General features: G+C 44.8%; 8 protein-coding genes. 3 read left to right on the forward strand and 5 right to left on the reverse strand.

The features are described 5' to 3' along the window. Window positions 1-118 precede the first annotated feature (118 nt). Together GKD17_RS08880 and GKD17_RS08885 are read left to right on the forward strand one after the other, a co-directional pair. Complete coding sequence (locus GKD17_RS08880; protein WP_007838460.1) at window positions 119-1,129, forward strand: methylcobamide--CoM methyltransferase; 1,011 nt, start codon at window positions 119-121, stop codon at window positions 1,127-1,129. Further along, complete coding sequence (locus GKD17_RS08885; RefSeq protein WP_007844869.1) at window positions 1,122-1,808, forward strand: vitamin B12 dependent-methionine synthase activation domain-containing protein; 687 nt, start codon at window positions 1,122-1,124, stop codon at window positions 1,806-1,808. The genes GKD17_RS08880 and GKD17_RS08885 overlap by 8 nt, the downstream gene beginning before the upstream one ends. A gap of 291 nt (window positions 1,809-2,099) precedes the next feature. On the opposite strand, the gene GKD17_RS08890 is transcribed toward GKD17_RS08885, so the two are convergent. From GKD17_RS08890 to rho, 5 genes are all read right to left on the reverse strand, one after another. Beyond that, window positions 2,100-3,671: a sodium:solute symporter gene (locus GKD17_RS08890; protein ID WP_007838463.1), complete on the reverse strand. Its 1,572-nt coding sequence runs from the start codon at window positions 3,669-3,671 to the stop codon at window positions 2,100-2,102. 33 nt (window positions 3,672-3,704) lie between these two features. After that, window positions 3,705-5,507: a corrinoid protein gene (locus GKD17_RS08895; RefSeq protein WP_007838464.1), complete on the reverse strand. Its 1,803-nt coding sequence runs from the start codon at window positions 5,505-5,507 to the stop codon at window positions 3,705-3,707. A 5-nt stretch (window positions 5,508-5,512) separates the two neighbouring features. Continuing rightward, complete coding sequence (locus GKD17_RS08900) at window positions 5,513-7,759, reverse strand: glycoside hydrolase family 31 protein (RefSeq protein ID WP_007838465.1); 2,247 nt, start codon at window positions 7,757-7,759, stop codon at window positions 5,513-5,515. A gap of 25 nt (window positions 7,760-7,784) precedes the next feature. Beyond that, window positions 7,785-9,692, reverse strand: coding sequence for a right-handed parallel beta-helix repeat-containing protein (locus GKD17_RS08905; RefSeq protein WP_032936719.1), 1,908 nt, complete (start codon window positions 9,690-9,692; stop codon window positions 7,785-7,787). Between the two features lie 151 nt (window positions 9,693-9,843). Further along, on the reverse strand, window positions 9,844-11,856 hold the full coding sequence (gene rho / locus GKD17_RS08910) for a transcription termination factor Rho (RefSeq protein WP_007838467.1): 2,013 nt from the start codon (window positions 11,854-11,856) through the stop codon (window positions 9,844-9,846). Between the two features lie 422 nt (window positions 11,857-12,278). Between rho and GKD17_RS08915 the strand changes: the two genes are divergently transcribed. Then, complete coding sequence (locus GKD17_RS08915) at window positions 12,279-12,656, forward strand: RidA family protein (protein WP_007838469.1); 378 nt, start codon at window positions 12,279-12,281, stop codon at window positions 12,654-12,656. Window positions 12,657-12,725: the final 69 nt, after the last annotated feature.

The following is a 12,725-nucleotide window of genomic DNA, read 5'->3' on the forward strand; positions in this document are numbered from 1 at the left end:
GTAGTATTGTAACGGGATTTATACCGTTTTTTTGAATGAGAAAGAGCAAAGGGAACAGCAGATTATCAAAGAAAAGACTTACTTTTGCAATAACAGAATAAATAAAGAATAAAAGACCATGAGTAAACTGAATATGAAAGAGTGGATAAACGAAATTATCCAAAAGAAAGAAGTGGTGGCTATGCCCATCATGACCCATCCGGGCATAGAGATGATAGGGAAAACGGTGCGTGATGCGGTTACTGACGGACAAGTGCATTACAACGCCATCAAGGCATTGAGTGAGAAATATCCCACAGCCGCCGCAACCGTGATTATGGATTTGACGGTAGAAGCCGAGGCTTTCGGAGCGGAGATTGTCTTCCCCGAAAATGAGGTTCCCAGTGTAGTGGGGCGTCTTCTTGCTAATGAGGAGGATATTGAAAAACTGAACATTCCTGCTTTGAATAAAGGAAGAGTCCCCCAGTATCTGAAAGCAAATATGTTGGCAGCCAAGACAATAACGGACAGACCTGTCTTTGCCGGTTGCATCGGCCCTTACTCATTGGCAGGACGTTTGTATGATATGTCTGAAATCATGATGCTTATTTATATCAATCCGGAAGCGGCGAATTCGTTGTTGAAGAAATGTTCGGATTTCATTCTCCGTTACTGTATGGCACTGAAGGCTACAGGGGTGAATGGGGTAGTGATGGCCGAGCCGGCTGCCGGACTCTTGTCTGATGAGGATTGCCGGCAATACTCGTCTGTTTTCATTAAGGAGATAGTAGAGAAAGTGCAAGACGATCACTTCACAGTCATTCTGCATAATTGTGGAAATACCGGTCATTGTACTAAGGCAATGGTAGCTACAGGAGCTGCCGCTTATCATTTTGGAAATAAAATAGATATGGTCGAAGCTCTGAAAGAAGTACCTGCGGATTCTCTTGCAATGGGAAATCTTGATCCGGTGAGTTTGTTCAAGGCGGCTACTCCGGAGGTGATGAAGAAAGCCACACTCGACCTGTTGGGGGCTACCAAGTCCTATCCCAACTTCGTGCTCTCCAGCGGATGTGATACACCGCCTCATACACCTTCTGAAAATATTGATGCATTCTTTGCCGCATTAAATGAATTCAATAATGCTTGAAAAAGAACTTTCTTTTGCTGATCTGCCTATCTCATTGTCCGAAATCTATGAGACGATGGGATATGCAGATGCTGTACCCGACGAAGCAGTAGAAAAAGAAGTCCGTGGGGTGCTTGGACGGGTTGAGGCAGTAACTTCTCCCCGTTTTTGTTTTTTCATATCCGGTGGAGATTTGGATGAAACAAAAGATTTGCTTACTGTCGGTAAAACTAGTTTCAGTATAGGTAAAATAATAACCCGGCAACTGCGTGGTTCGGAATCCTTCGCTTTCTTTGCCGCGACTGCCGGAACTGGTTTTGAAAAGTTCCAGCATACGTTGCAACAAGAGGGGGATATGGTAAAGGTTTATATAGCGGATGCCATAGGAAGTATCATAGCCGAGAAGACTGCGGATTGTATGGAAATTGCATTGGATGAATACATTCACGACAGAGGGTGGAGGCATACGAATCGTTTCAGTCCCGGATATTGCGGCTGGCATGTGTCGGAGCAAAAGAAATTATTTCCCTTATTTCCTTCAGCGGAACCTTGTGGCATCCGGTTGACAGATTCCAGTTTGATGCTTCCTATAAAATCGGTCAGTGGAGTAATAGGACTGGGGGATAGTGTCCGTAAACTGGAATATACTTGCGGTCTCTGTACGTACGATAGATGTTACAGGCGGAAGCAGCGGGGATAATAGGATGGCTACAAAAATCAGAGTCCCAAATGGCTAGATGTTGTTATTAATCTCATTGATTTTACAATTTGTTGCAATCTTAATGAATCTCCTGTCCTATCAAGACAGGTTATAACAGCTGTCCCCATCTGCTGTAACAGCTACTTTCATCTGATGTTCCACCCTGGTGAAACTCCAGTCCCACCGGGGTGGAACTGCAATTTCACCGGGGTGGGACTGCCTCACTACCCGAGTGGAATACCAAACGTAGGCATATAAAAATACAATCTTTTCAGCCTTCTGCACCTTCTTTTAATGCCCATTGAAGAATAGATAAAGCCCGATCATGATAATAGTCAGTAGCGTCCATGCAAGGATAACCGATTTGGCCGGTTTCTCCATGACTTTCTTCATGTTTAATGTACATTCTTGCCGGCGTTTATCCAATAAGGATACCAAAATCATGCCTGCGCTGATGACAACGAACAGGTAGAAAGACAGCATCATGAAGTGAGGCCATGCTGTATATTTTTCTGCAGGAAATACCCATAAATAGAGAATGCCCACTCCCATGCTGAACGCCGTACCAAATGTCAATGCCATGTTGGCAGCCATCGTGGTAGTTCGTTTCCAGAAGATGCCGAACAGGAAAACAGCCGCCATAGGCGGTGCGATAAATCCCAGTACCGATTGGAATACATTAAACAGATTCAATCCTTTGATACTGTCTATGGCAATGGTGATGATCACCGAAATCAGTGCTCCCGCCATTGTAACCACATGCCCTGTACGGATGATCTCTTTCTGGCTGGCAAGCGGTCTGAATTTCTTGACATAGATATCCATCGTGAAGACGGTACTCAGCGCATTCAGGGCAGAGCCGACAGTGCTGATCAGTGCGGCGGTCAATACGGCGAGTACCAACCCCACCATGCCTACAGGAAATAAGTTAGTGACCATAGTCATGTAGGCTTCATCGGGGTTCTTCAAGCCCGGGTAGAGTGCCAGACAGATGATACCCGGAAGGATATAGAGAGGAACATCCAGTATCTTCAACCAGCCGGTGAAGTTGGCACCCATTTGGCCTTCTTTCAGATTCTTAGCAGCCAATACAGGCTGTACCATGGATTGGTCTGTGCACCAGAACCAGACTCCCATGATGGGATACCCCAGAATAATGGGCAGCCACGGGAAGGCGGGATCGTCATTCGGGCGGAACAGGTTCCAGTAATCGGCCGGAACCGCTTCGGCCAATGCGCTGACGCCACCCACTTTGTAAAGACCTGCTATAGTAAGCGTGGCCGATACGAAAATAAGCAGAAGCATTTGGAATACATTGGTATAGGCTACCGCTTTCAGCCCTCCGGCCATGGTGAAGAATGCGGAGATAACGAGCAGGATTAATGCTGACTGCCACATGGGAATATCGAAAACCTGACGGATAAGGATACCTCCGGCGAATAAGGTCAGGGCAAGCCACGAGATAAGGATTGTCACAATGGTGTACCAGGCAAGAATGTTGCGGGTGGACTGTCCGAAACGCCGCCCCATGAACTCCGGCAAGGTGGTGATACGTGCTCCTAAGTAACGAGGGGCAAAGACAAAAGCCAGCAAGCAGATGAAAACAAACGCATACCAGGCATAATTACCTGAAACGATACCGGTGGTAAATCCGGCACTGGCGGAGGCTATCAGCATGGAAGGGCCCACATTGGTTCCCCACATGGAGAAACCGATGTGATGCCACTTCAGGGAACGCTCGGCAAGAAAAAGGCTACTGCCTTTTTTGCGTTTCAGACTGGCCCATATGCCGATGCCTATAAGAATCAGAAAGTAGGCAATAAGAATGCCCCAATCTAATGTATCTAAATAATTAGCGTGCATAATTCATGTATCAGATTAAGATGAATATTCCGTTTATTTATGAAGCCCCATCAGTTCCTTGGCTACCGCTACGGCCGTATTGGCATTGTCGCTATACCCGTCCGCACCTATTTCATCGGCGAATCCCTGGCTTACGGGAGCGCCGCCTATCATCACTTTCACTTGATTACGGATACCGGCTGCTTCCAGGGCGTTGATGACATCCTGCATATAAGTCATGGTTGTTGTCAGCAAAGCACTCATACACAAGATATCTGCCTTGTTTTTCTTGACCTCTTCCACGAACTTGTCACAAGATACGTCGATACCTATGTTAATGACTTCAAAGCCGCAACCTTCAAGCATGGATGCCACCAGGTTTTTACCGATATCATGCAGATCACCTTTGACAGTTCCGATGACTACCTTGCCTATGGTAGTTGCTGCACTTCCCTGCAATAAAGGTTTCAGAAGTTCCAAAGCTCCCTTCATGGCGCGTCCTGCCATCAGCAGTTGGGGAACAAACGCTTTTCCATCTTGGAAGCGTTGTCCTACTTCCCCCATAGCTTTTATCATGTAATTATTGATAATTTCTTGGGGTTGTATGCCTTCGGCTATGGCCTTTTTGGTTACTTCTACGGCCGGTTCCAGCTTTCCGTCCACAATGGCGTTGAACAAAGGTTTTAGAGCTTCATCTTCGGTGGCTTCGGGACTTTTGATTATAATTGTTTCTTGTTTCGTTGCAGCGTCTTCCTCTTTCGAAAGGCTTTCTTTGGATGCGGCAGGTGATGAAGAGGAGTATTCTTCGACAATGCGCATGGCTTGTTCCACTTCTTGTTCATTATGAAAATCCATTTCCAGGTGCACACCATCCGCTCCGATGTTGTCCAACAAAGGTTTCAGTTCATCCAAAGTTACCCAACATGCCATGATACTCTTTCCACCGGCAAGGATTTTCTTGTAAAGGTCATACCATTTAGGTGATCCTCCTTGTGGCTCACCCACTCCCGGAGTCCATTGAATGGCGTTCAGCTCTTCAATTTCGAGAAGGGCGGGCAGGTGATGCATGGCGCCTACGCCGTCCAGATGATACAAGGTATAGTCTATCTTTTGACATTGTTCGCGGATAAAGGGTTGTACAAAACGACGATAATCATCTTCGCTGATCATGGTAGAAATATCGCTTTGTAATTTGCTCATTTTACCGGGAGCCCATGAAGAAAAATAGCAGAAGGCCATTTCATCCCCTTCACGGATGATATCGTAAAGTTCATCGAACACCTTGAAGTAGATGTCATTAATCTGTTGCATCTGCTGTTCCAGTACTTCGGGTTGCATTACAGTATCCAGCAACACTTTATCCGTACCTTTCAGTGCGGCCAACACATCCAGGCCTTCCATCAGATCGGGCATTCCTACGTAATAATGACCGTTTGCCTTCGCTTTGCATGCTTTCAGTAATTCCTTATGCAGAATCCAGTTAGGGTGCTCGGGATTGAAAACAATTTCATCGTTGAAATCCGGATCAGGATGAATCCAGATTGTATCTTCTCCTCCTTCGAATACGCCTCCTAAAATAGCTGCCAGTGAACCGGGGCCTAACTGGGTATTGGCAACCGGCAGGATATCTGCTTTCAGGCTGCTGTGCGCTACGTACCAATCCAGATATTCTGCACGCCATTGTGGGTCGAACCATTTTTGATTCAAATCTTTCGCCGGAGCCGGTGCTGGAATATCTGCGTGGGGCTTCACTCCCTTTTGGAAGTGTTCCCACATATTCAGTATGATTCCTTTATGATTCCACCAATCTATATATCGCTTTTTTGTTTCTTCTAAATTTGTTTTCCAAGTTTCCATTTTCGTTAGTCTTTAAATATTCCTTTAAAATGATTGTCAATGTGCAATTCAACGCTCTTACTTAAATCCATCTCATCCGTACACTCCACCTCATCCGGGTAAACAGGAATAGTCGCTCCCTGACGTACATATACGGGCATTTCGTCCAAGGGGACATCCAGGTCTTTTAACCAACGTCCTCCTTCCAGCACTTCACCGGTGAAGAAATTCACCCATTGTCCTTCGGGCAGATAGACGTCACGGCGGTTTTCACTGTTCATGACCGGAGCTACCAGGAAGTCGTTACCGAAATAGTACTCATCGTCGATGTGCCAGCACAGCTTGTCTTCAGGGTGATGAAAAATCAGAGCTTGCAAGAGAGGTGCTCCGCTTGAGATAGCTTTCCGACTTTGTGCTATAATATAAGGTATAAGTGTATAGCGTAATTTCCACCATTTTTTTATTATCGGAGCAATAGCCGGATAATGCCACGGCTCACGTTTGTTTGTTCCGTGATAGCGGATGTGTGAGGAGAATACGCCGAATTGTGTCCAGCGCATGTATACATCATCGGCTACTACAGAGTTCATGAAGTTAGGTAATGTATGGAATCCCGGAACATCATGGCTCCAGAATGCAAATCCGGAGAGTCCGAAATGTAAGCCGCCTTTCAGTGAGCCTGCCATCCCATCCCATGAACTGCATGAGTCACCTCCCCAATGCAGCGGATAGCGCTGGCATCCTGCCCATGCCGAGCGTGCCCATACAATGCCGTCACCGGTAACGTCTTTTGTGATTTCATAAGCGGCTTTCTGATAAAGCAATGCATACAGGTTGTTCAGCAATTCGGGTTTCATGCCTTTATAGAGAGCATCCATGTGGATGTTTTCTCCAAAATCGGTTTTGATACAGGTCACGCCCATATCCAGCAGATTCTTCAGCAGTTCTTTATACCATTCGGTTGCTTTGGGATAAGTGAAGTCAATGGTTCCGGCATAGTCCAAAGCGGAGAAATTGGAACCTTCCGAATCTTGTTTCTTTGTTAGCGGAGCTATATAATCGTTTTTGCGTGCTTCGTCTATCTGTTCGGCGTTTTCGGCCACGTAGGGGAGTTGCCATAAGGATACGCGGTATCCTTTTTTCTTCAGGCCTTGGATGAACCCTTTGGGATCGGGAAAGCGTTCTTCGTTGAATTTCCATTCGCACAGCCAGTCGGTCTTGAACCAGCCGGTGTCCAGATGGATTACATCGCAGGGGTAATGCTCGGCACGCATCCGGTCGCATATCTCATTTACTTCATCAGCACTGAAATAAGTCATGCGGCTCATCCAGATGCCAAAGCTCCAGAGGGGAGGCATAGAAGGATATCCGGTCAGATCCCGGTAGCCCCGGAGGATTTCTTCCATAGTATTACCTGCTATGATGAAGACGTCCAGCATGGCCTGATCGCTCAGAAACTGTACCGAGCGGGTGGATTGTCCTGCCAATGACAGTTTACTATGGGCGCAGGTATGATAGAATGTTCCATACATCCGGCTGGAGAGGTAGAAAGGAATATTCTTATAAGTACGGCGGTTGTTTACACCTTGGCCATCCTGATTCTTTAAGAAGAAAGTTTGTCCGCTTAAGTCCATTTTTGCGAAGCGTTCCCCTGTTCCGGCAAAACATTCATCAGGCTTTGATTCAAAGGAAAGAGTGGCACGTTCCTTCATTCCGTTTCGTTTGCAGAAAGCCAATGGCAGCGCATCGTAACGGGGAGGGGAGAAGTGGTCGTAGGCAGCCAGGCGGATTTCACGTTTGCCGTCAGGGTAAAGGCGAAGATCCAATGTTTCTTGAGGATCGGGCAGGAGTTCGCTCCAACGGTCTAATACCGGAGGCTTTATATTGATAAGTGCCCGTTGTATTCCGTCTTGGGTGGAGATAATCCATTCACCTTCTACTTGTGTTACTTGCAAAGGAAGTTTCTTTATCCGGTCGCTGAATTGAAGCATTTCTGATTGATCCGTCATGCTTTCTTCACCGAATCCGATAAAGAGCCGGGTGATGCCTGAGGTATATTGACGGATGACCAGCGTATATTCTTCACGGGGGAATGCAGTATCGGGTGCCATATCGTTAGAGAGCACTTGCTTTTGGAAGGGGACACTTATGCAGATATCTCCATCTTTTTCATAGACTGCGGTGGGCTTGTATGCTTTCCATAATGATTCGTCTCTTGACAGATCAGGATCAAAGTCCAGAAAATCGAATAAGTGGTAATTAGTTGGTTTCATTTCCTTTTGTTATATTGTTTTATAATTATTCTTGATTGTTTTCCTTCTGTATTCGGGTGGATTCAATGCTCCCTTGTAGTGGTGTAAGGCACTTTAGGGGGAGTCTGCCCGCCTTTTGTTTTATACTTTTATCTACTTGCGGACCATTCTTCTTCCACACATTATGAGGCCCCGGCCGGTTGGAATCGAAACGCTGGGATGGGCACCAGTTGTTTTCTACGGTATAGCCATCTGTCGCTTCATCAAAATAGATGTAAAACGCACGGTCATTAGTAGCGTATGGAGCATCCGTTAAATGTTCAATCCGGTTATTACGTATTACAGAGCCTGGTTGGTTGGAAAGGGTATAGAGTCCACCGGCATCATATAGTCTTCGGGCGAAATGGTGGACGTAATTAGCCTCAATCCGGTTCCCACTCATTCCGCTTTCCAGTAACGTCCATCCCCATCCCACACAGATACCTGAATAATTGACGTGGCATACCTCATTATGTACTATGTGGATATTCTTTACATATCCGGCACCGATACCTACGCATCCCCAATCTTCATTTGTCACTTCCTCTATCAAGTTATTCCGTATCGTGATTCCCGTACATAATTCCTGTTCATGAAAGGGTTTGTAAGGTACATGTGTTTCAAATCCTTCGTGGGGAAAAGTACCTACTAATAAGGCTGTTCCACCTATATCAGTGAAATGGCAGTTTTCAACGGTGGAAGCCGATACGGCGCGTTCATAATCTACTCCCGTAGCTGCCAAGTGCTGAAATGTGCAATGGTTGAAATTGATGTTATTACCGCATTTTATCTGTATTGCTGCCTCGGGTCTGTCTATCCATGCCTGGTTTTCCAGTTCGGCTTTTTCGGGTAATCCGGGGATGCTTAGCTTGTAAGCGTCCAATAGATGGAGTCCTCCTTGCAATGTAACGTGCCCTTGATAAGATGGGCGCATCCATGAGGTATGCTCGAAAGATATATTTTGGAAATGTATATTCCTTACAGGGCGTTCCAATGTTCCGCTTATAGTTAGTAAAGTTTCTAAAGCCGGAATAATGACTTGTGCCTTCGTCATGTCTTCGTGAGGACGTGGGTAATAGTAAATGCGTCCGGAGGGATAATCCTGATACCATTCTCCGGGTTGGTCCAATAGTTCCAAAGCGTTGACCAGACAAAAAGAGGAATTTCCTTTTTCTCCGTCGATGACAGGTTGAGGCCAGGGATGGGCAAACTCCAACCGGCTTTCGGGATCATGAAAACGGACAATTGTTTTTGCTCCTTGGGTAAGCATTTCCTCTACTCTCAGTATGGCGATGGCCCAACGTTGGTGAACAATCATTTCCAGTTGTGAAGCAGTAGTCAGACCTGCTGTTTGTGGAGTAGGGATAGTAATTGTTTCCTCTTCCGGATTGAAATCAATCATGCGTTCCATCACACCGTCCGGAAATTGGGAAGCCCGTTGTGCTTTTACTCCATTTATCCACATTTGACGGGTTTCCAATATTCTGTTTCCTATATGAGGAGCTTCTGCCACCCATATCTTTTTTCTTATGGATGGAGGTATTCTGTCATCTCCACATCCTTGTTTCCAGTCTGTTACAGGCATTCCTCCGCTTAGGATTACACGAGCGCCGGGAGCAGCTGTAATGAGAGTGGGAGAGTCTGTTGTTCCGCTATCTTCGGGCCGGATGAACAGACTTTTATATTGTGGATATATTCCTTCCTCTAGTATGATATTTATACCTCCTGCTGTTTCGGGCATTTGCAGTCTTCTCCATTCACGTGCCTGTTTTATAGCCTGCTCCAATGTTTGAAGAGGATGTTGGCGTGTGCCGGCAGCCTTGTCGTCGCCGCGAGGGGAAATGTAAATATCTCCTGCAATTAAATTAAAGGTATAACTGAAAAATGCTATAAAGCAAATAAATGTTGTTTTCATGGGTTCTCCGGATTTAAAGGTCTTTTTAATCAGACGGAGAGCATTTGCTTTTGTACCCAAGTTTTATTATCTTCCTATATAAAAGACACAGGCTATACCTTGATGAAAAGGTACAGCCTGTGTCTTTTATATAGGAAAAATAGTCTGTTCTTTATGAATTCATGCTCATCAGGAACTCTTCGTTGTCCTTGGTATTCTCCAAGCGGCTCTTTACAAAATCCATTGCTTCGATAGGATTCATGTCTGCCAGATACTTGCGGAGAATCCACATACGGTCCAATGTAGTTTTGTCAAGCAACAAGTCGTCGCGACGAGTACTTGATGCTACAATATTTACTGCCGGGAAAATACGTTTGTTGCTCAAGTTGCGGTCCAACTGAAGTTCCATATTACCTGTACCCTTGAATTCTTCAAAGATTACTTCATCCATCTTAGAACCGGTATCAATCAGTGCGGTTGCAATAATAGTCAGTGAACCACCGCCTTCAATGTTACGGGCTGCACCGAAGAAACGTTTGGGCTTATGCAGGGCATTAGCGTCCACACCACCTGATAATACCTTACCGGAAGCAGGGGAAACAGTGTTGTACGCACGTGCCAGTCGGGTAATGGAGTCCAAGAAGATTACTACGTCATGACCACATTCTACCATGCGTTTTGCTTTTTCCAACACGATACCTGCAATTTTTACATGGCGTTCTGCCGGTTCATCAAAAGTAGAGGCGATAACTTCAGCATTTACGCTGCGTGCCATGTCTGTTACTTCTTCGGGACGTTCGTCGATAAGCAACATGATCATGTAAGTTTCCGGATGGTTGGCTGCAATTGCATTGGCAATATCCTTCATCAGGATGGTCTTACCGGTTTTGGGCTGAGCGACAATCAGTGCACGCTGGCCTTTACCGATAGGTGAGAACATGTCTACCACACGGGCAGAAAGATTATCACTGTATCCTCCCCTGCAAAGTTTGAACTTTTCGTCAGGGAATAATGGGGTCAAGTGATCGAATGGCACACGGTCGCGTACCAATCCGGGATCCAAACCGTTTATCTTTTCAACCTTTACTAGCGGGAAATATTTTTCACCTTCTTTTGGCGGGCGGATAGAACCTTCCACTACGTCTCCGGTCTTCAGACCAAATAATTTAATTTGTGACTGTGAAACGTAAATATCATCCGGTGAAGAAAGATAATTATAATCAGATGAACGGAGGAAACCATATCCGTCAGGCATAATTTCCAATACCCCTGTACCCGTCAGGATACCTTCAAACTCGTAAGGCTTTTCAACCTGTTTACGTTCTTGTTGCTGGGGAACATTTACAGATGCCTCTCCATCCGCTATCATATTGTTATTTGCCGGACGTGGGTTATTGTAATTGTTATTGCGCGGATTGTTATATTTCTGATTTTGATCGCGCTGTTGGCGAGGTTGGAATTTTTGGGGGGCAGGCTGTGCCGGAGCTGGTGCCGGAGTTTCTACTTTGGTAGCCTCAAATTTACCGAATAATTCGGTTGGCAATTCTATTTTTTCTGAAGGAAGATCCTCGATAGGGATAAAGTCATCCGCTTCGCTGCCGAATTCAAGTTCCGGAAGAATTACTTCTTTTTCTTTAGGAACAGCAGGTGCTTCTTCTTTTTTGGCTTTTTGGGGAGCAGGTTTTGCAGGTGCTTCAGTTTCAGCCTTTACTTCTTTTTTTACTGTTTCTTTAACTTCCGTTGCAGGTTGTTCCTCAGTTTTGGCAGTTACTTTTTTGCTACCCGGTTTACGTCCTCTTTTCTTAGGTGTTTTTTCTTCTGCGCTTGTTTCAGCTACAGGTTCTTCTTGTGGTGTTACCGCTACAGGAGCAGCTTCTTTTACAGTCTCGGCTGCTGTGGCAGGTTGTGGGGTGTTGGCTTCCAGTTTCTGTGCTTTGTCTTTGGTAGCAGTGTAGACTTTGTCACCTTCTTTTTTGACGTTGATACGTGATCTTTTGCGTGGCTGACCTTCATTGGCTTTTTCTGCCGCTACTTTTTTGGTTGCTCCGACTATGGCTTGCTCGTCTAGAATTCTATAAACCAGATCTTCTTTTTTTAGAGAATCTGTTTTCTTGATACCCAACTCTTTGGCAATAGATTGTAATTCCGACAAGTCTTTGTCGTTTAATTGAATAATGTTATACATAGAGTATAGTTATTAGTAATATATTTCTTTTAATATTTTTAATGGTATAATTAAGGAGTACGATCTGCACAACATGTGTTAAAGGAGGATGCACTCATAATTACGATTATGGGATTGATTTGTTTTTGATTGTTATCAGGAAGTAAATAGACTTTCCCGGATAGGGTCTGACGTATTTACCGTGGACAAAAGTAGACATTTTTTTTTAATCTGATGCATACTGCGAAAGATTTTTTGCCGAATTTAATGAATTTAATAAAAAATCCGACACTCGGAAACATCCTTTCTGTCTATCAAAAGCCTGATGTTAAATGAACGTAAAAAGAGATCAGATTGTTCAGTGGAATCTGCATGAGATAGCAAAAAAAACACTAATTTAGCCCGTCAAATTTGATTTTACTTAACTATTAAATAGAGAAAAGATGAAAAAAGTGATTTTTACAGAAAAGGCTCCTGCTGCTATAGGTCCTTACAGTCAAGCTGTTGAAGTGAATGGTATGGTATTCCTTTCAGGTCAGATTCCTGTTGATCCTGCTACAGGTGAATTTGTTCCGGGCGGAGTGACTGAACAGACTACCCAGGTTTTTGAGAATATCAAGAATGTATTGGCAGAAGTTGGTCTGACTACTGCTAATATCGTAAAAACAACCGTATTTTTGGCAGATATGTCTTTGTTTGCTGAAATGAACGCTGTTTATGCCAAGTATTTTGATGGCGATTTTCCTGCTCGTTCTGCCGTAGCTGTTAAAGCTTTGCCGAAAGGTGCATTGGTGGAAATCGAGAGCATTGCTGTGAGATAATGAGTTTTTCACCACAGATTACATGGATTGGCACAGATCCTTTCTATTAAAATCAATTGTTTGATATTG

The sequence above is a fragment of the Phocaeicola dorei genome (assembly GCF_013009555.1).
Lineage (GTDB): Bacteria > Bacteroidota > Bacteroidia > Bacteroidales > Bacteroidaceae > Phocaeicola > Phocaeicola dorei.